The sequence below is a fragment of the Paracoccus zhejiangensis genome (genome assembly GCF_002847445.1).
Taxonomy (GTDB): Bacteria; Pseudomonadota; Alphaproteobacteria; order Rhodobacterales; family Rhodobacteraceae; genus Paracoccus; species Paracoccus zhejiangensis.
On record NZ_CP025430.1, the window covers coordinates 3,580,294 to 3,599,136 of the forward strand.

20 protein-coding genes are annotated in these 18,843 nt (G+C 66.6%); 12 read left to right on the top strand and 8 right to left on the bottom strand.

Annotation, left to right across the window (positions count from 1 at the left end; all coding sequences use genetic code 11):
- Positions 1 to 65: 65 nt before the first annotated feature.
- Positions 66 to 611, top strand: coding sequence for a DUF721 domain-containing protein (locus CX676_RS17390; RefSeq protein ID WP_232816509.1), 546 nt, complete (start codon positions 66 to 68; stop codon positions 609 to 611).
- Positions 608 to 1,351 carry a DsbA family protein gene (locus CX676_RS17395; RefSeq protein ID WP_101753680.1) on the top strand — a complete coding sequence of 248 codons (744 nt, stop codon included), beginning with the start codon at positions 608 to 610 and terminating at the stop codon, positions 1,349 to 1,351. The genes CX676_RS17390 and CX676_RS17395 overlap by 4 nt, the downstream gene beginning before the upstream one ends.
- Before the next feature lie 42 nt (positions 1,352 to 1,393).
- Here the strand turns inward: CX676_RS17395 and CX676_RS17400 are convergent, their stop codons facing one another.
- On the bottom strand, positions 1,394 to 2,053 hold the full coding sequence (locus CX676_RS17400) for a GntR family transcriptional regulator (protein WP_232816510.1): 660 nt from the start codon (positions 2,051 to 2,053) through the stop codon (positions 1,394 to 1,396).
- A 128-nt stretch (positions 2,054 to 2,181) separates the two neighbouring features.
- On the opposite strand from CX676_RS17400, the gene CX676_RS17405 reads away from it, so the two are divergent.
- From CX676_RS17405 to madM, 4 genes are all read left to right on the top strand, one after another.
- Positions 2,182 to 3,516: a malonyl-CoA decarboxylase gene (locus CX676_RS17405; protein ID WP_198590236.1), complete on the top strand. Its 1,335-nt coding sequence runs from the start codon at positions 2,182 to 2,184 to the stop codon at positions 3,514 to 3,516.
- A 20-nt stretch (positions 3,517 to 3,536) separates the two neighbouring features.
- Positions 3,537 to 5,045 (top strand): malonate--CoA ligase, encoded by a 1,509-nt coding sequence (locus CX676_RS17410; RefSeq protein ID WP_101753683.1) that lies wholly within the window; start codon positions 3,537 to 3,539, stop codon positions 5,043 to 5,045.
- Positions 5,046 to 5,109: 64 nt separating this feature from the next.
- Positions 5,110 to 5,505: a malonate transporter subunit MadL gene (gene madL, locus CX676_RS17415; RefSeq protein ID WP_101753684.1), complete on the top strand. Its 396-nt coding sequence runs from the start codon at positions 5,110 to 5,112 to the stop codon at positions 5,503 to 5,505.
- Between the two features lie 3 nt (positions 5,506 to 5,508).
- Positions 5,509 to 6,273 carry a malonate transporter subunit MadM gene (gene madM / locus CX676_RS17420; protein WP_101753685.1) on the top strand — a complete coding sequence of 255 codons (765 nt, stop codon included), beginning with the start codon at positions 5,509 to 5,511 and terminating at the stop codon, positions 6,271 to 6,273.
- 57 nt (positions 6,274 to 6,330) lie between these two features.
- On the opposite strand, the gene CX676_RS17425 is transcribed toward madM, so the two are convergent.
- Positions 6,331 to 7,047, bottom strand: coding sequence for a glutathione S-transferase N-terminal domain-containing protein (locus CX676_RS17425; protein WP_101753686.1), 717 nt, complete (start codon positions 7,045 to 7,047; stop codon positions 6,331 to 6,333).
- Positions 7,048 to 7,138: 91 nt separating this feature from the next.
- On the opposite strand from CX676_RS17425, the gene mscL reads away from it, so the two are divergent.
- Together mscL and CX676_RS17435 are read left to right on the top strand one after the other, a co-directional pair.
- Complete coding sequence (gene mscL, locus CX676_RS17430; protein ID WP_101753687.1) at positions 7,139 to 7,576, top strand: large conductance mechanosensitive channel protein MscL; 438 nt, start codon at positions 7,139 to 7,141, stop codon at positions 7,574 to 7,576.
- A 280-nt stretch (positions 7,577 to 7,856) separates the two neighbouring features.
- On the top strand, positions 7,857 to 9,146 hold the full coding sequence (locus CX676_RS17435; protein ID WP_101753688.1) for an MFS transporter: 1,290 nt from the start codon (positions 7,857 to 7,859) through the stop codon (positions 9,144 to 9,146).
- 44 nt (positions 9,147 to 9,190) lie between these two features.
- Here CX676_RS17435 and ald read toward each other — a convergent pair whose 3' ends face one another.
- Entirely contained in the window at positions 9,191 to 10,309 is a 1,119-nt protein-coding gene (ald, locus tag CX676_RS17440) for an alanine dehydrogenase (RefSeq protein ID WP_101753689.1), read from the bottom strand.
- 137 nt (positions 10,310 to 10,446) lie between these two features.
- Between ald and CX676_RS17445 the strand changes: the two genes are divergently transcribed.
- The gene (locus tag CX676_RS17445; protein ID WP_101753690.1) at positions 10,447 to 10,908 is read left to right on the top strand and encodes an Lrp/AsnC family transcriptional regulator; all 462 of its coding nucleotides are present in this window, start codon (positions 10,447 to 10,449) and stop codon (positions 10,906 to 10,908) included.
- On the opposite strand, the gene CX676_RS17450 is transcribed toward CX676_RS17445, so the two are convergent.
- On the bottom strand, positions 10,905 to 11,954 hold the full coding sequence (locus CX676_RS17450) for a 3-carboxy-cis,cis-muconate cycloisomerase (RefSeq protein ID WP_101753691.1): 1,050 nt from the start codon (positions 11,952 to 11,954) through the stop codon (positions 10,905 to 10,907). The genes CX676_RS17445 and CX676_RS17450 overlap by 4 nt on opposite strands.
- Before the next feature lie 104 nt (positions 11,955 to 12,058).
- Here CX676_RS17450 and pobA point away from each other — a divergent pair, with 104 nt between their 5' ends.
- Both pobA and pcaD read left to right on the top strand, forming a co-directional pair.
- Complete coding sequence (pobA, locus tag CX676_RS17455) at positions 12,059 to 13,228, top strand: 4-hydroxybenzoate 3-monooxygenase (RefSeq protein WP_101753692.1); 1,170 nt, start codon at positions 12,059 to 12,061, stop codon at positions 13,226 to 13,228.
- Positions 13,228 to 14,016, top strand: a complete 789-nt coding sequence (pcaD, locus tag CX676_RS17460) for a 3-oxoadipate enol-lactonase (RefSeq protein ID WP_101753693.1) — start codon at positions 13,228 to 13,230, stop codon at positions 14,014 to 14,016. The genes pobA and pcaD overlap by 1 nt, the downstream gene beginning before the upstream one ends.
- 15 nt (positions 14,017 to 14,031) lie before the next feature.
- Here the strand turns inward: pcaD and CX676_RS17465 are convergent, their stop codons facing one another.
- The 4 genes from CX676_RS17465 to CX676_RS17480 form a co-directional block, all read right to left on the bottom strand.
- Positions 14,032 to 14,358: an SH3 domain-containing protein gene (locus CX676_RS17465; protein ID WP_101753694.1), complete on the bottom strand. Its 327-nt coding sequence runs from the start codon at positions 14,356 to 14,358 to the stop codon at positions 14,032 to 14,034.
- A 126-nt stretch (positions 14,359 to 14,484) separates the two neighbouring features.
- Complete coding sequence (locus CX676_RS17470; protein WP_232816511.1) at positions 14,485 to 15,168, bottom strand: Isoquinoline 1-oxidoreductase subunit; 684 nt, start codon at positions 15,166 to 15,168, stop codon at positions 14,485 to 14,487.
- Positions 15,169 to 15,170: 2 nt separating this feature from the next.
- Entirely contained in the window at positions 15,171 to 17,357 is a 2,187-nt protein-coding gene (locus tag CX676_RS17475; protein ID WP_101753695.1) for a xanthine dehydrogenase family protein molybdopterin-binding subunit, read from the bottom strand.
- 3 nt (positions 17,358 to 17,360) lie between these two features.
- Complete coding sequence (locus CX676_RS17480; protein WP_101753696.1) at positions 17,361 to 17,819, bottom strand: (2Fe-2S)-binding protein; 459 nt, start codon at positions 17,817 to 17,819, stop codon at positions 17,361 to 17,363.
- Positions 17,820 to 18,078: 259 nt separating this feature from the next.
- On the opposite strand from CX676_RS17480, the gene cobA reads away from it, so the two are divergent.
- On the top strand, positions 18,079 to 18,837 hold the full coding sequence (cobA, locus tag CX676_RS17485) for a uroporphyrinogen-III C-methyltransferase (protein ID WP_101753697.1): 759 nt from the start codon (positions 18,079 to 18,081) through the stop codon (positions 18,835 to 18,837).
- Positions 18,838 to 18,843 lie beyond the last annotated feature (6 nt).

Genomic DNA, 18,843 nt, shown 5'->3' on the forward strand with positions numbered 1-18,843 from the left:
CGCAACGCTTTCATCCGTTCGGGACCGCCCTTAAGAATGACAGGGTGATAACCAATCAGGCGGCCATGGCCCATAGGAAAGACATCGCCAAGACGCCCCGGCGCCGGATGCGCGGGTTCGAGCCGGCGGCCAAGCTGGTCGCCGCCCCGGTGCAAAGCGCCTCGGAAGGGCGCGGCTTCGCGGTGACGCGACTGCTGACCCATTGGCCCGAGGTCGCCGGCGAGCAACTGGCGGCGATGACAAGGCCGGTGAAGATCAGCCATTCGCGCGGCGGCTTTGGCGCTACGCTGACCCTGCTGACCATGGGGCCGGTCGCACCGATGGTCGAGATGCAGCTGCCGCAGCTGAAGGAGCGGGTGAACGCCTGCTACGGCTATAATGCCGTGCAACGCATCCTGTTGACCCAGACCGCGCCCGAGGGCTTTGCCGAGGGACAGGCGCGTTTCCTGACCAAGCCACCCGCCGCACCCGAACCCAGCCCCGTCGAGCGCAAGCAGGCGGAAGCGGTTGCGAAACGATTTTCCGACGAGGGCCTTGCCGCAGCGATGCAGCAGCTCGCCCTCAACCACGCCCATCGCAAGACAAGACAGAACCGAGAGGATTTCGCATGACCCTTCGTCCGACCCTGACCGCACTGGCGCTGTTGCTGGCGCTGCCGGCCTATGCCCAGACCGACAGCACCACCGCGCCCGAGGCCGAGGCGACCACCGAGGCCGCCCCCGCCGACGCGACCAAATCCACTGAGGCCCCGGCCACGGCCGAGGCTGCAACCGCCGCCGAGGGCGCCGAGGCCGCCCCGACCGAGGGTGCCGCTGCCGAGACGCTGCCCGATATCGCGATGGGGGCCGAGGATGCGCCGCTGACCATCTATGAATATGCCAGCTTTACCTGTGGTCATTGCGCCAATTTCCACGACGAGAACTGGCCGAAGCTGAAGGCCGAATATGTCGATACCGGCAAGGTCCGCTTCATCCAGCGCGACATCTATTTCGACGCCGTGGGGCTCTGGGCCGGCATCCTCGCCCGCTGCGGCGGCGATGACAAGTATTACGCCGTCTCGGACATGCTGTTTGACGAGCAGAAGAAATGGCTGGCCGGCAGCTCGGGCGACGAGATCGCGGCGAACCTGCGCAAGATCGGCCTCAAGGCCGGCATGACCGAAGAGCAGATGACCGCCTGCTGGAACGACACCGCCAAGGTCGAGCAGCTGGTCACCACCTTCCAGACGAATGCCGGCGCCGACGAGATCGAGGCGACGCCGACCTTCATCATCGGTGACGAGAAGGTGCAGAACCAGCCCTGGGATGACCTGAAGAAGATCATCGACGACAAGCTGGCGGCAGCCGAGTAATCCGACCAACCAAGCGGGCTGGCCGGCCTTCGGGCCGGCCGCCTAGCCCGTCCTGAGCGACGCGACGAGCTCGTGGAAGCGGTCGCCCTGAATGCGGACATGGGCATTCATCACCTCGGCAGCGCCAGCGGCATCGCCCGCCTCGATCCGCGAAACGATGGTCGCATGTTCCTGCAGCGAGCGCATCATCCGCCCCCGCACGGTCAACTGACGCCGGCGATAGGGTTGCAGCATGGTCTGCAGCCGCTGCGCCTCGGCCTCGAGGAACCGGTTTCCCGACGCCGCATAGATGGCCAGATGGAAGGCCCGGTTCTCGTGGTAATAGGCGTCGCTGTCGCCTGTGCGCGCGGCCTCGTCGCAGGCGGCCTGAGCGTCATGGATGCGCGCCAGCTCCGGACCCGAGGCGCGGGTGGCCGCCAGCCTTGCGCACATCGCCTCAAGCTCTGCCATCACCTCGAAGCGTTCGGTCAGCTCGACCACATCCAACTCGGTGACGAAGGTCCCGCGCTTCGGCTCGACCTTGACCAGGCCTGATGCCTCCAGCGCCTGCAGCGCCTCGCGGATCGGCGTGCGCGAACAGGCGAATTCCGCCGCCAGTGCTTCGAGATCAAGCTTTTCCCCCGGCACGAATCGGCCATCGACGATGGCGTTTTCCAGCACCTGCCGGATCTGCTGCACGGTCGGTTTGGCGGGGCTGGTCACGGCGTCATCCATCAAGCGATTGCAAAGGCACCACAAAATTACGCCATCCCGTTGAAGTGTCCAACAACAATCTTGTTATATACAACATGAAATGAGTTATGTATAACGATTGGGGAGGAGGACACGTCATGGCAAGACCGAAACTGGCATTCCTGAACGACCTGGTTCAGGCGATCACCGGCAACGAGCGTCGCGGCAAGCGCGCGCCGATCACCGAGGAGGCCGCCGCCCGCAATGCCCTTTCGCGCCCGGCCTCCGAGCGTCTGGCCGCGGCCTGTGACGTACTGATGGGCCGGATCGGTGATGCCGCCCGCGTCGCCGTGGCCGAACAGGCGCTGGCTGCCTATGCCCAGTTGACCAAGCCCGAACGCCACGATTTCTTCGTGATGCTGCGCGACCGCTTCAATTCCTCGCCCGAGGCCATCCGCACGGCCTTTGCCGCCTATGACGCCGACCCTTCGGCCCGGACGCTGGTGCCGCTGTTCAACGCCGTTGAACCGCCGCGCCAGACCCTGCTGCGCCGGCTGAACACCGCACCGGGCGCCACGCTGAAACTGGTCCATATGCGCGCCGATCTGCTGAAGGCCATCGCGGATGATCCCGAGCTTGCGCCGCTCGACAGCGATTTCGGCCATCTCTTCGCCTCGTGGTTCAATCGCGGCTTCCTGACCATCCAGCGCATCGACTGGTCGACCCCGGCCAATGTGCTGGAAAAGATCATGGGCTATGAAACCGTCCACCCGATGAAGGGCTGGCAGGATCTGCGCCGCCGTCTCGACCCGGCCGACCGCCGCTTCTATGCCTTCTTCCACCCGGCGACCGGCGACGAGCCGCTGATCTTCGTCGAGGTGGCGCTGATGCGCGACACCCCTGCCGAGATCGCGCCGATCCTGAACGCCCCCGCGCTCGATCTGGCCGAAGAGGCCGATACCGCCGTCTTCTACTCGATCAACAACACCCTGGCCGGGCTGAAGGGCGTGTCCTTCGGCAACTTCCTGATCAAGCAGGTGGTGGCCGAACTGGCCGCCGAACTGCCCTCGCTGACGACCTATGTCACGCTCTCGCCCGCGCCGGGCTTTGCTGGCTGGCTGAGCGGTGTGAAAGAGCCGGAAGCGGTGAAGCTGGCCGAGGAACTGGATCAGGGCGCATGGCTGATGGACGCCGCCGAGGCCGAGCGGCTGAAACCGCAGGTCGAGGCGCTGGCGGCGCGATACTTTACCGAGGCGCGGTCGAAATCCGGTGCGCCGCGCGATCCGGTTGCGCGTTTCCATCTGGGCAATGGCGCCGCCGCATGGCGCGTCAACTGGCCCGGCGACCGCTCGGACGGGGCGGTGAAGCGCGCCCACGGGCTGATGATCAACTATCTCTACGAACCCGCCGCGATCGAGGCCCAGCACGAGGCCTTTGTCCGCGACGGCACCATCGCCACCGGCGCGCCTCTGGCCGCCATCCTGTCACGCTGACTGCATCTGGGGAGGGGACCATGCAGACCATTCATCAAAGCTTCATCGCCTCGGTCGAGGCCCAACCCGGCAAGGCGCTGTTCGAGCGTCCGGGCCAGCCCGACATCACCTATGCCGAGGCCCGCGCGCTGGTCGAGCGTTTCGCCGCCGTGCTGACCGAGATCGGCGTCCAGTCCGGCGACCGCGTGGCGGTGCAGACCGACAAGAGCGCCGAAGCGATCTGCCTCTACCTCGCCACGCTGCAAGTTGGTGGGGTCTATCTTCCGCTCAACACCGCCTATACCGGTGCCGAGATCGACTATTTCCTCGGCGATGCCGCGCCGCGCCTGTTTGTCTGCACACCGGCAACGCTGGCCGAGCACAAAGCGCGCGAGACGGGGGGCCTGCGCGTCGAGAGCCTCGGCGCCAGGGGCGAGGGTTCGCTGATGGCGCTGGCCGAGGCGGCGACGCCGCGCGCCGATTGTGTTGAACGCGTCATGAGCGATCCGGCGGCGATCCTTTACACCTCGGGAACCACCGGGCGCTCGAAGGGTGCGGTGCTGACCCATGGCAACCTCGCCTCGAACACCGCCGCGCTGCTGGACAGCTGGCACTATACCGCCGAGGACCGGCTGATCCACGCGCTGCCGATCTTTCACACCCATGGTCTTTTCGTGGCGGCGAACATGTCCATCGTCTCCGGCGCGACGATGATCTGGCTGACCAAGTTCGACGGTGAAGAGGCCATCGACCTGATGGCGGATGCCACCGTGCTGATGGGGGTGCCGACCTTCTACACGCGGCTGTTGAAATCCGACCGCCTGAACCGCGACACCACCGCCAAGATGCGGCTCTTCGTCTCCGGTTCCGCCCCGCTGCTGGCCGAGGATCACCGCGCTTTCGAGGAGCGCACCGGCCATCCGATCCTTGAACGCTATGGCATGACCGAGACCTGCATGATCACCACCAACCCCTATGACGGCGCCCGCAAGCCCGGCGCGGTGGGCATGGCGCTGCCGGGGATCGAGATCCGAATCACCGACCGCGAGAGCGGCGCGACCCTGTCCGATGGCGAGATCGGTGCGATCGAGGTGCGGGGTCCGAACGTCTTCGAGGGCTATTGGCAGATGCCGGAAAAGACCGCCTCCGAGTTCCGCGACGACGGCTTCTTCATCACCGGCGATCTGGGGCAGATCGGTGATGACGGCTATCTGCGCATCGTCGGGCGCGACAAGGATCTGGTCATCTCGGGCGGCTACAACGTCTATCCGAAGGAAATCGAAGGGCTGATCGACGATATTCCGGGCGTGCTGGAAAGCGCCGTGATCGGGCTGTCGCATCCCGATCTGGGCGAGGGCGTGACCGCCGTGGTCGTGCCGCAGGGCGGGGCGAGCCTCGACGAGACCGGGATCATCGCCGCCATCGGCGACCGGCTGGCGCGCTACAAGCAGCCGAAGAAGGTCCTCTTCGTCAAGGAACTGCCGCGCAACGTGATGGGCAAGGTCCAGAAGGCCGAGCTGCGCAAGACCTATGCCGATCTTTACAAGTGATTGACCGGCGCGCCGCGGGCCAGGAGGGGTCCCGCGCGCGCCGAACCTCAGGGAGGAGGGACGAATGATTATCTATGGAGTCGCCGTTCTGGCTGGCTGCCTTCTGGCGGGCATGGTCGTGGGCGATGCGCTTGGCGCGCTGCTGAACGTGGAATCGAATGTCGGCGGCGTGGGCTTTGCCATGCTGCTTCTGATCGTGCTGACCGACCGGATGCGCCGCTCTGGCCATTTCCCCCAGCACAGCGCCGAGGGCGTGCTGTTCTGGAGCGCGATGTACATCCCCATCGTCGTCGCCATGGCCTCGACCCAGAACGTCGTCTCGGCGGTGAAGGGTGGCCCGGTCGCATTGCTGGCGGGCGTGGGCGCCACCGTCGTCTGCTGGGCACTGGTGCCGGTGCTGGCGCGGATCGGCGGGGCCGAGGCACCGCTGCCCCCTGTCGATGAAGCCGAGGAGGTCTGAGCCATGGAACTGATTGCGAATGTGCTGATCAAGAACGGGCTGCTTTTCGCCTTCCTGATCGTCGGCGCGGTGATGTGGCTCAGCTATTACGCCTCGCATCACCTGACCCGTGGCCGGCTGCACGGATCGGCCGTGGCGATCATCGTCGGGTTGGTGCTGGCCTATATCGGCGGCCACTATACCGGCGGCAGCAAGGGTCTGTCCGACGTCCCGCTGTTTGCCGGGCTGGGGGTGATGGGTGGCGCGATGCTGCGCGACTTTGCCATCGTCTCGACCGCTTACGGCGTCGATCTGGGCGAGATCCGGCGCTCGGGTCTGGTCGGTGTCCTGTCGCTGGCGCTGGGGATCTTTCTGTCATTCATCGTCGGTGCGGTCGTGGCGCTGATGTTCGGTTACAGCGATGCGGTCAGCATGACCACGCTTGGCGCGGGTGCCGCGACCTATATCGTCGGTCCGGTCACTGGCTCGGCCCTTGGCGCCTCGAGCGAGATCATCGCGCTGTCGGTTGCCGCAGGGCTGATCAAATCGGTGTTGGTCATGGTCGGCACGCCCTTCATCGCGCCGCTGATCGGGCTGAACAATCCCAAGGCGGCAATGGCCTATGGCGGGCTGATGGGCACGACCAGCGGTGTGGCGGGCGGGCTGGCGGCGACCGACAAGCGGCTGGTGCCCTATGGCGCGATGACGGCGACCTTCTATACCGGGCTTGGGTGCCTCTTGGGGCCGTCGCTGATCTATTTCCTGATCCGCGGGGTGATGGGCGGCTGATCGGCGGCCTATCCGAGAAATCGCGCGCGGCGGCCCCGGAGGACCGCCGCGCATTCGTCATTTGGCTGCTTCGGGATTGGGCGGCTGGTTCCAGCCGCGCTGCACTGCCGGGCGCGCCTCGAAGCGGTCGACCCAGGTGGTGACATTGGTGAAATCGGCCAGCCCGACCTCCTTGTCGGCCTCGTAGAAACGGGTCAGCGTCCGCACCCAGGGGGCGGTGGCGATATCGGCCACCGAATAGTCACCGGTGATCCAGTCGCGCCCCTGCAACTGCCGGTCCAGCACGCCCAGCAGCCGCCGCGCCTCGCCATAATAGCGTTCGCGCGGGCGGGGATCCTCGATCTCTTTTCCCTTGTAGCGGTGGAAGAAGCCGACCTGCCCGAACATCGGGCCGATGCCGCCCATCTGGAAGAACAGCCATTGCAGCGTGTGCCAGCGCGCCGCCCCGGATTGCGGCAGGAAGCGGCCGTACTTGTCGCCCAGATAGGTCAGGATCGCGCCCGATTCCCACAACCCCATCGGCTCGCCATAGGGGCCGTTCGGGTCGATCAGGGCGGGGATCTTGTTGTTCGGGTTCAGGCTGAGAAATTCCGGCGTCAGCTGGTCGGCCGGGTCGCCGATGCTGACCCGGTGGACGTCATATTCGACGCCCAGTTCCTCGAGCATGATCGAGACCTTGACCCCGTTCGGCGTCCCCAGCGAATAGAGTTGGATCACGTCTTCGCGCCGTGGTGGCCAGCGATGGGTGATGGGGAAATCTGCCAATTTCGACATGTTCGCACCTTACTATTTGTTGCGGGGCATGAGTTTGTGGTAAACGCCCCGTTAGCGCGCAACAAGCGCGGCGTTTTAGCGAGGTAAAGACGTGATCAAAGAATTCAAGGAGTTTATCGCCCGCGGCAATGTCATGGACATGGCGGTCGGTATCATCATCGGTGCGGCCTTTACGGCCATCGTCACATCGCTGGTGGGTGACCTGATCAACCCGATCATCGGCATCATCACCGGCGGGACCGACTTCAGCAGCAAGTACTTCGTGCTGTCGGGCACCGCCCCGGAAGGTGCTGGCCTGCAGGCGGCGCGCGATGCCGGCGCGAACGTTTTTGCCTATGGCTCGTTCCTGTCTGCGGTCATCAACTTCCTGATCATCGCCTTCGTCGTGTTCCTGCTGGTGAAAGGCGTGAACCGCATCAAGGACGCGACCACCGCCAAGGCGGAAGTCGTGGAAGAGGCCCCCGCCGGCCCGACCCAGGAAGAGCTGCTGGCCCAGATCCGCGACCTGCTGGCCACCCGCGCGGCCTGATCCGAGCCAAGCGAAACGAGTTGAGGGCGTGCCGGACTGGCGCGCCCTTTTTGCGTGGCGCAACAGCTGCGTGCGCTGCTGCGGCGGAAATCGCAACGGGGGGCCGGTTCGGCCAGCGAATGCTGGGTTTTGGCGTGCACAGCGGGTGCACAGCGGGTGCACCGGGGGTGCACAGGGCGTACACCGGAGAGGCGCTGTTGCGGGGAGGGGCTGCCGTTTCCTCTGGCCGTCCGCATGACCGGTTCTTGCGCAAGGCTGTGCAAAGGCGGATGCTGCCGTCATGTCGATAGAGATCGAGTTCGCTTTCAACGCCTTGACGGAGACTGCGCGACGCCACATCCGGGTGTTTCAGTTCCAGCAGTTTCTTGACCGTTTTGCCATGGGCCTCACGGTGGCCGTGGTCGCGCTGGCGCTGACGGATCGTGGCATGGACCTGTTCCAGATTTCGCTGCTTTTCGGGGTCTACTCGATCACGACCATGGCGATGGAACTGCCCTTCGGCGGTCTGGCCGACAATATCGGTCGCAAGCCGGTTTTCCTCGCAGCGGTGGTCGCCAGCCTGATCTCGGTGGCCCTCTTTCTGTCGTCCAGCGACTTCGCTGTTCTGGCCCTTTCCTTCGCCTTCATCGGCTTCGGACGCGCGCTGCGGTCAGGCACGCTCGATGCATGGTTCGTCGAAACCTTCAAAGCCGCTGCGCCGGGTGTGGATGTCCAACCCGCTCTGGCGAAAGCGCAATGGGCCAATGCGATGGGCCTTGCGGTCGGTGCGGTTCTGGGTGGCCTCCTGCCAGATGCGCTGGGCGCGATAAGCCTGGATCATGGGATCAGCGTCTACGATGTGTCCTATGCGGCAAGCTTCGTGGTGATGGTCGGGGTGCTGACCTACACCATGGTCGCCATCGCCGAGGAACCGCGCCCGCTGAACCCCAAGGCAATCGGGCAAGGGTTCGCAAGGGTCCCGTCGGTGATTGCCGAGGCTGGTGTTCTGGCGTTGAGACATCCGACGCTTTCCCTGCTTCTCGCGGCTCTGGCGCTGTTCCTGATGGCGACCAATCCGGTTGAGGTGATCTGGCCGACCTATGCCAAGCCCATGCTGGACGAGGATTATGCCAACACCGCCATTGGCGCTTTGACGGCGGGATATTTCTTCGCCATCGCTTTCGGTGCGTGGTTGTCGCCCCATATCAGCCGGATCTTCAGGCGTCGCCACGCCGTCTCGCTTGCGGCGATCTTTGCCTGTCTCGCGCTCGTTCAACTGGCCTTGGCCATGGTGGGCGGCATCGTCGGGTTTGTCGGCGTCTTTGTGCTCTATTCCGTCATTCTCGGCGCAAGCGAGACGCCTGCGAGCAGCATCCTGCACCGCTGCGTGGAGGATCGGCAAAGGTCCACCATGTTGTCCCTTCGATCCCTCATCCAGCAATTCGGCGCCGCGATAGGGCTGGTCATGGCCGGGGCCCTGGCCGAGATCTATTCGACGCCCATTGCCTGGAGTGTCGGCGCCGTCTTTCTGCTGATGGCAATGATCCTGAGTCTGGTGTTGGCCAAACGACTGGCCGCCGGAGCCGTGTAGCGTTTGCCCGGAGCACCGGGCAAACGGTCTTTGCGTGATGCGCTTCAGGCCGCGAGCACCTGTTCCGGCGTCACCGCCTCGAGTTGCAGCGCCTCGCCCACGGGCAGCGAGGTCAGCCGGCCCTGATGGGTCGAGAGGCCAGCGCGCAGGTGCGGATCGTCCAGCACGGCCTGCCGCCAGCCCTTGTCGGCCAAGGCCAGGAGGAAGGGCATGGTGGCATTGCCAAGCGCGATGGTCGAGGTGCGCGCCACCGCGCCGGGCATGTTCGCCACGCAGTAATGCAGGATGCCGTCGACCTCGTAGATCGGGTCCTGATGGGTGGTGGCGTGGCTGGTCTCGAAACAACCGCCCTGATCGATGGCGACATCGACCAGCACCGAACCGGGCTTCATGGTCGAAAGCTGCGCCCGCGAGATCAGCTTGGGCGCGGCGGCGCCGGGGATCAGCACGGCACCGACGACCATATCGGCCAGTGCAATTTGTTCGGCGATATTGGCACCGCTGGCGAATTGCGTCTTGAAGCTGTCGCCGAAGGTATCGTCGAGATAGCGCATCCGGGGCAGGGACCGGTCCATCACCACCACATCCGCGCCCATCCCCGCCGCGACCCGCGCCGCATGGGTGCCGACGACACCGCCGCCGATCACCACCACCCGCGCAGGACCGACGCCCGGCACCCCGCCCATCAGCACGCCACGCCCGCCATTGGCCTTCTGCAGCGTCCAGGCACCGACCTGCGGCGCCAGCTTGCCCGCCACCTCGGACATGGGCGCCAGAAGCGGCAGCCCGCCGGCGCGGTCCGTCACTGTCTCATAGGCGATGGCGGTGACGCCGGAATTCAGCAGGTCACGGGTCTGATCGGGATCAGGGGCGAGATGCAGGTAGGTGAACAGCACCTGCCCCTCGCGCAGCATGGCGCGTTCCACCGCCTGGGGCTCTTTCACTTTCACGATCATCTCGGCGGCGTCGAAGACCGCCTTGGCATCCGGGGCGATCTCGGCCCCGGCGGCCAGGTAGTCGGCATCGGTGAAGCCCGAGCCGATGCCGGCGCCGGTCTGGACCAGCAACTGGTGGCCATGGGCCACGGCCTCCGCGGCGGCGGCTGGGGTGACGCCGACGCGGAATTCCTGGGGTTTGATTTCTTTCGGGCAGCCGATCAGCATGGGGTCCTCCGCTGTTATCGTTTTGAGCGGATTCTCTCATGAAATCAGCGAAATGTGTGACGAAAGGCTGCGAACGGCGCGGGCTGGAACGGCGGATTCTGTCTTGAAATTGACATAAATTGGAAGAAACTGCGTCCATGGACGACATTGACGCAATAGACCGCCGCATTCTCGACCTGCTTCAGCGGGACGGGCGAATCAGTAACGCCGACCTTGCAGCCAAGGTGAATCTCTCGGCCAGTGCCTGCCATCGCCGGGTCAGGCGGCTGGAGGAGGAGGGGTTCATCCGCGATTACGTCGCGCTTCTGGATCGCCGCAAGGTCGGCCGGCAGACCATGGTGTTCGTCGAGATCACTCTGTCGGGTCAGGCCGACGAGGTGCTGGAAGCCTTTGAGCGCGCGGTGCGCGAGATCCCCGATGTGCTCGAATGCCACCTGATGTCGGGCGCGGCGGATTACCTGCTGAAGGTGGTCGCCAATGACACCGAGGATTTCGCCCGTATCCACCGCCAGCATCTGGCCAAGCTGCCGGGCGTCCAGCAGATGCATTCCTCCTTCGCGCTGCGCACTGTGTTCCGCACGACGGCGCTGCCGATCTAGGCCGCGCCGATCCGCTGAACCCGGGTGATGAGATCGGTGCAAAGGCTCAGGGATCGGGCAGTAGCCTGCAACATCCGCGGCAAGGCCAGCCATTCCAGCACCCAGGCCGCGCCCGAGCGTTCCTGTTCGTGCAGCAGCGCCTGATGCATCAGCGAGAGCTGCCCGGCATTGTCGCGGGCCAACGTCATCAGCGTCTCGGCCCCCACCGGGTTCTGCTTGTGCGGCATGGCCGAACTGGTGCCGCCGCCCGAAAGACCGATCTCGCCCATCTGCGCCATCAGCGCGATGTCCTGTCCGATCTTGCCGGTGGCGCCGGTGACCAGGGACAGCCAGCCGGCATATTCGGCGATGCCGTCCCTTGCGCTGTGCCATTGCGAAGGCGCGCGGTGCAGACCCAGACGGTCGGCCAGGGCGTCGGCGATGGCATCGCCCTCGGCACGTTTTTCCGGGCCGCCGCGCAACCCGACGGGGCCGCCATATTGCACCAGTTCCAGACGGGGGCGAAGCTGGGCCAGACGCTCGAGATGCCGGGGCAGGGGCGCCCGCCATGCGGCCAGACGGTCGCCGGCGGTGATCGGCAGCGCAGCCTGCATCCGGGTGCGGCCCATCAGCGGCTGTTGCCCTTGCCGCGTGGCCAGATCGTCGAGCGCGGCGATCAGGGCGGTGATCTCGCCGACAAAACGGTCGTTCAGCCCCCTGAGAACCAGCACCGTCGCGGTGTCGAGGATGTCCTGACTGGTGGCGCCGACATGCAAGGCCGGGCGCAGGACCCGGTCAGCGGCGGCCTTCAATTGGCGCACATAGTCTGGCACCGGCAGCCCGTCCTGAACCATGGCTCTGCGCAGCGTGTCCATGTCGGGCTGGAAACCTTCGACGAACGCCGCCGCCTGCCGCGCCAGAGCGGCATCGACCACGCCCGCATCGCCCGCCGCCAGCGACAGCGCGGCCTCGACCTCGGCGATCCGCGCCAGCCATGCCGCGTCGGTGAACAGGGCCGCGATGGCGGCATCGCCGGTCAGCAGGGTCATCAGGTCGGTCTCGGGCATGGCGGTCTCCCTCTCGTCATCCCGTTGTGCGGCGAGGGGCAGGCCGGCGCAACCCGGTTTACCGCCACCCGAGCCTTGGATAACGTGGCAGCCGGGGAGGAACCATGCGCCATCAGGTCGTCATCATCGGCGGAGGGCCGGCGGGGCTGCTGCTGGGCCAGCTGCTCCATCGGCGCGGCATCGATACCGTGCTGCTGGAACGCAAGACGCGCGCCTATGTGCTGGGGCGGATCCGTGCCGGGGTGCTGGAAGCCGGGCTGGTCGGGCTGCTGGAAGAGGCCGGCGTGGCCGAGCGCCTGCACCGCGAGGGGCAGGAGCATGACGGCACCCAGATCGCCTGCGACGGCGAGATGTTCCATCTGGATTTCCGCGCGCTGACCGGCAGGCCGGTCACGGTCTATGGCCAGACCGAGGTGACGCGCGACCTTTACGACGCGCGCGAGGCGGCTCATGCCCGGACGGAGTTCGAGGTCGATCACGTCGAGATCCATGGTGCCGAAACCGATGCCCCCTATGTCACCTATGTACAGGGCGGGCGCAGCCATCGCATCGACTGCGATTTCGTGGCGGGCTGCGACGGTTTCCACGGCATCAGTCGCCAGACCATCCCGCTGTCGGTCAGGCGCGAATACGAGAAGACCTATCCCTTCGGCTGGCTGGGGGTCCTTGCCGAGACACCGCCGGTCTATCACGAGCTGATCTACGCCAATTCCGAACGGGGTTTTGCGCTCTGCTCGATGCGGAACGCGAACCTGTCGCGCTATTACCTGCAATGCGGTCTCTCCGATCATCCCGAGGATTGGACCGATCGCGCCTTCTGGCAGGAGTTGAAGCGCCGCATTCCGGCCGAGATGGCCGAGCGGCTGGTGACCGGCCCGAGCATCGAGAAATCCATCGCGCCCCTGCGCTCGTTCGTCTGCGAGCCGATGCGCTGGGGGCGGCTGTTCCTGTGCGGTGATGCTGCCCATATCGTGCCGCCGACCGGCGCCAAGGGGCTGAACCTCGCGGCGAGCGACGTCCATTACCTCTATCACGCGCTCTGGCAATTCTACGACACGGGCGAGCGCGAGGGGATCGACCGCTATTCCGAACGCGCACTTCTGCGGGTATGGAAGGCCGAACGGTTCAGCTGGTGGTTCAGCGGGCTGCTGCACCGCTATCCGCATCAGAGCCGTTTTGATCTGAAGATGCAGCAGGCCGATATTGCCTTCCTGCGCGACAATCGCGCGCAACAACTGGCTTTTGCCGAGAATTATGTGGGGTTGCCTTACTGATGGTTGATGTTCTGGATCTGGGCCATGTGCGCCTGCATGTCGCCGATGAGGGCCCGCGCGATGCGCCGGCGGTGATCTTTGCCAATTCGCTCGGCACCGATTTCCGGCTGTGGGACGCGATCCTGCCTCATCTGCCGCCGGGGCTTCGGATCGTGCGCGCCGACAAGCGCGGGCACGGGCTGTCGCAGACCACCGGGCCGATCAGCATAGACGATCTGGCAGATGACGTGGCGGGGATCATCGCCGCGCTGGAGCTGGACCGGCCGGTCTATGTTGGCCTGTCGATCGGCGGGCTGATCGGGCAGTCGCTGGCGCTGCGCCACGGGGATGCCATTGGCGGGCTGGTGCTATCGAACACCGCCGCCAAGATCGGCGAAAGCACGATCTGGACCGACCGCATCGCCGCCATCGAGGCCGGGGGCATCGGTGTCATTGCCGAGCCGACCATGGAACGCTGGTTCTCGCCCGCCTTCCGCGCCACGCCCGACTGTGGCGCCTGGAAGCTGATGCTGGAACGGCAGGACCAGGCGGGCTATCTGGCCTGCTGCCGCGCCATCGCCGAGGCCGATTTCCGCGAGCGGCTGGCCGGGGTTCAGGGGCCGGTCCTCTGCATCGGTGGCAGCCTCGACGGCTCGACCCCGCCCGAGGCGATGCGCGACCTGACCGACCGGATCAGCGGCGCGCGGCTGGAGATCATCGAGGGCGTGGGCCATCTGCCTTGCGTCGAGGCGCCGGCCCTCTACGCCGACCTGCTGGCCGGGCATCTGCGCGACATCGGGCATATCTGAGCGAGAGGGGCCGGCCTATCCGGCTCCGTCCACCAGCCAGCGGCCATGGACCCAGCCCCTGCGGCGGGGCTTGCCATAGGTGATGCCGATCCACGGTCCGCTGCGGGCGCAGGTGCGCACCAGGTCACCGTTGTGCAACTCGTCGATGCGGGTGAAATCGGTGCCCGGCCCGGACCGCACGGCCAGGAAGCCATCGCCCTTCGGGTCAAGCCCGGCGACGATGCTGCCGGCGCAGCCCGCCGCCTGTCCGTCCTCGAAGACCTTGAACTCCACATCCAGTTGCTGCGCCGTGGACGCGCTGGCGAAAAGCGACAGCAACAGCGCGAGACACTTGATCGACATGGTGAACACCTCCGCCGTGCCCGGCTTCCGCCGACGAGTCGGCCTGATCGAGACTACAGCATTTGCAGGAAAGGCGACACGGCAGATCAATCGGGGCCGCAACTGGCTGCGGCCCCGGTCTTGTCCTCAGACCGGGCAGGCGGCCCCGGTATCGATCCAGGCGCGGGTCAGGGCGCCGAAGATCTCCTGATTGCCCGGTGCGGGGGTGCGGCCCTCGCCCGGCTCCCAGGCCCAGCCCACCAGACCGTCCTCGGCCATATGCTCGTGCAGCGCCTCGAGATCGCGGCCGCCATTGCGCTCGGGATCCTTGATCTGGGTGCAGATATCGGCCAGCGACTGCCCGGCCCAGCCCATGCTTTCGGGCGCGAGCTGCCAAGGTTCATGGCCGGGGATCGAGCCGCTTTCGACCGAATAGGCGACGTTCTCGGCACCGTGGCAGGTGGTGCAGGCGAGGCCGTCCGGGCCGAAATCGGCCGCGCCGCGCACCATGGGCGGGCTGTGCGGGTGCATGTCATCGCCCTGCGTCGGGCCCCCGGTGACCGGATGGCAGTTCAGGCAGCGCGGATGGGTGATGACCTTGCCCATTTCCTCGAACAGCGCCACCGAGCGGGCGGCGTCATCCGCGCCGGTGATGGCCTCGGGGGATTGCAGGCCGGCGGCTTCGGCGGGTGCTGCCTCGGCTGCCGGTGCTTCCGCCGCTGGTGCCTCAGCCGCTGGTGCCTCCGTCGTTGCGGCCTCCTGCGCCCAAGCCGGCGCAGCCATCATCAGCGCCAGCGCCGAGGCGGCGGCAGTCAGTGTCAGTCGCTTCATGGTTACACCACCCCTCGTTGCACCATCGGCAGTTTGCGTGTCTGGGTTCCGGTCAGCGCCCGCCAGGCATTGGCGACCGCCGGTCCGATCGGCGGCACCCCCGGCTCTCCGATGCCGGTTGGATCGGCGGTGCTGGCGATGATCTCGACCTGGACATCCGGCATCTCGCCGATCCTGAGCATCCGGTAGCTGTCGTAATTGCTTTCCTGCACCCGGCCACCGGCGCCAAAGGTGATCTGGCTGAACAGCGCGGCGCTGAGGCCGAAGCCGATGCCGCCCTCGATCTGCGCTCGGATGACGTTGGGGTTCACCGCCACGCCGCAATCGACCGCGCACCAGACGCCGGTGACATGGGGCGCGCCGTCCCGATCCTCGACCTCGGCGATCTGGGCGACATAGGTGCCGAAGCTTTTGGCATAGGCCATGCCATAGCCCTTGCCCTCGGTCCCGTTCGGACCTTTCCAGCCGGCCATCTCGGCCACCTTCTCGATCACCGCGCGCGGGCGCGGGTCATCGGGCTTCAAGAGGTCAAGCCGCCCCTGCACCGGGTCCTTGCCCGCGCCCACCAGCACCTCGTCGAGGAACATCTCGACGGCGAAGGCGGTATGGGTCGAGCCGACCGAGCGCCACCAGAGCACCGGCACCCCGGTCTTGGTCTGCTCGAAGCCCACCCGGCGCGCGCCCAGATCATAGGGCAGTTCGACCGAGCCCTCGAAAGCGGTGGCATCGGGTGCTCCCTGCAGCATCGGCTCCATCGGCGTGCCGGCCAGCAGCGACTGGCCAGACACCACGTTCTCCCATGCGGTGATCTTGCCGTCAGCGTCGGTGGCCGCGCGGAAGCGATGGGCGGTCATCGGGCGGTAATAGCCGCCCTTGATGTCATCCTCGCGCGTCCACATCAGCTTGTAGCTGCCATCGCCCGCCGCCTTGGCGACCTCGGCCAGTTCGGCGGCCAGATGGGCGTCACCCGTTGCCCGGCGGCCGAAGGAGCCACCGGCCAGCATCACGTCCAGCGTCACCTTGGCCGGGTCGAGACCCAGGATCCCGGCAATGGTCGGCTGGTCGAGACCGGGGAACTGGCTGCCATAGGAGGCATGGGCGCTGTCGCCCGAGACCGTCAGCAGCCCGTCCAGCGCCTCGAGCGGTGCGTGGGCGAGGAAGGGGAATTGATACTCTGCCTCGTGCAGGGTCGATCCCTCGGCAGCAAAAGCCGCTGCCAGATCGCCGCCCTCTTCCTCGACCGTTATCCCCGGCTGCCGCGCTGCCGCCAGCGTCATGGCGGCCAGTTCGGCATCGTCGCGGGTCTCGGCATTGGCCTCGTCCCAGGTGACGGCCAGCGCGTCGCGGCCTTTCAGCGCGGCAAAGGTGTTGTCGGCATAGACGGCGACCCCCTGCGGGATCTGATGCACAGCCCGCACGCCCGGCACCGCCAGCGCGGCGCTGTCATCGAAGGAAGCCACGGTGGCACCGAAGGCGGGCGGATGGGCGACCACCACGACCTGCATCCCCTCGGGATACTGGTCCAGCGTGAACATCGCCTTGCCGTCGGTCTTTTCGTCGGTGTCGAGCTTATGCAGGTCGGTGCCGATCAGGGTCCATTGCTCGGGCGTTTTCAGCACCGGCTCTGCCGGCGGGGTCAGGGCGCCCGCCGCCTCGGCCAGCGCACCGAAGCCCGATTGCTTGCCGGAGCCGGCATGGGCGATCACGCCCTTCGAGACGGTGATCTCAGCCGCCGGCACGCCCCATTCGGCGGCGGCGGCCTCGACCAGCATGGCGCGCATGGCGGCGCCGGCCCGGCGCATGACCATGAAGCTGCTGGGCAGCGCGGTCGAACCGCCGGTGCCCTGTAGCCCGCCAAGGACGGCATTGCCGTACCAGGCGGCATTGGCCGGGGCCAGCGCGCCGCGCATCTGCGACCAGTCGGCGTCCAGTTCCTCGGCGACCAGCGTGGCAAGGCCGGTCATCGGGCCCTGACCGAATTCGATATGCTTGATCATCACCGTCACCGTGTCATCGGCGGCGATGCGGACGAAGGCATTGGGCGGAATGGCGACTGCGGCGGGTGCTGCGGCCTCCTGTGCCAGAAGCCGGCGACCTGGAACCGGCAGGGTCAGCGCCAGAACCAGCCCGGCACCGCCGGACAGGAAGGCCCGCCGAGACGTCTTAAAACCTGAGGTGCGGATCGTCATGGCTCAGCCCTCCAGCGTCTTGGCCGCGTCATGGATCGCGGCGCGGATGCGGTGATAGGTGGCGCAGCGGCAGATATTGCCGGCCATCGCCTGATCGATCTGTTCGTCGCTGGGTGCCGGCACCATTTGCAACAGACCCGTGGCCTGCATGATCTGGCCCGACTGGCACCAGCCGCATTGCGGCACGTCGATGGCGCGCCAGGCGGTCTGGATGGCGTCGAATTCCGCCCCCGCCATGCCCTCGATGGTGGTCACCTCGGAGCCGCCGATCGATCCGATCGGTGTCACGCAGGCCCGGCGCGGCGCGCCGTCCAGCATCACCGTGCAGGCGCCGCATTGCGCCACGCCGCATCCGAATTTCGTTCCGGTCAGCCGCAGCTCGTCGCGCAGCGCCCAGAGCAGGGGCGTGTCGGGGTCAAGCTCCAGCGTGACCTCTTGCCCGTTTATGGTGAGTTTCGTCATCTTCTCTGGCCCCCCAATGGCTGGATAGATTCCTTCAGGATAGACCTCTGGTTGCATTGACTGCAAGCGGTGGTGACGGCTGGGCAAGGTGGGCAGAGGCAAGCCCGCTGGCGCGACGGTGTTTCCGCCTGCGCCTGCCCGATCTCTGTGCAGAACGGCGATGTGCGCGGACTTGCGGGTGGTTTCGCAATATCAGAGGCTTGCGATCACCGCGCCGGGGCTGCTACCGGGCAGGGCAGGGACTTCAGGGAGAGACCGCATGGCCGGGCCGGATGCAAAAGGCGACGCAAAGGGATTTGTCTCGCTGGTCTCCTCGGGGCCGGGTGATCCCGAACTCTTGACCCTGCGCGCCGCCGCGCGGCTGCGCCAGGCCGAGGTGGTGCTCTATGACGACCTGTCCTCGGGTCCGATTCTCGAGCTTGCCAACCCCGATGCCGAGCTGGTCCCGGTCGGCAAGCGCGCCGGGCGGCCCTCGGCCAAGCAGGAACATGTGAACGCGCTGCTGGTCGAATACGCGCTGGCCGGGCAGCGTGTGGTGCGGCTGAAATCCGGCGATGCCGGCATCTTCGGGCGGCTCGAGGAAGAGATCATCGCGCTGAACGAGGCCGGCATCGCCTTCGAGATCGTGCCGGGCGTGCCCTCGGCCGTGGCGGCGGCGGCGGCGGCGCAGATCCCGCTGACCCGGCGACTGACCGCGCGGCGGCTGCAATTCCTGACCGGTGCCGATGTCACCGGGGCGCTGCCCAGGGATATCAACTGGGCCGCCATCGCCGATCCGGCCACCACCACCGTCGTCTTCATGGGTCAGCGCAGCTTTCCCGATCTGGCGCGCGGGCTGCAGGAACATGGCCTCTCGGGCGAGACGCCGGCGCTGTTCGCCGAAGCCGTCAGCCATCCGCATCAGCGGCTGATCCGCACCACCATCGCCGCGCTGGCCGAGATGCTGGCCGATGCGCCGGTGACGCAGCCGGCGCTGATCCTCTATGGCCCGCTGGCCCAGGGGCCGGATCAGGGCTGATCGCCG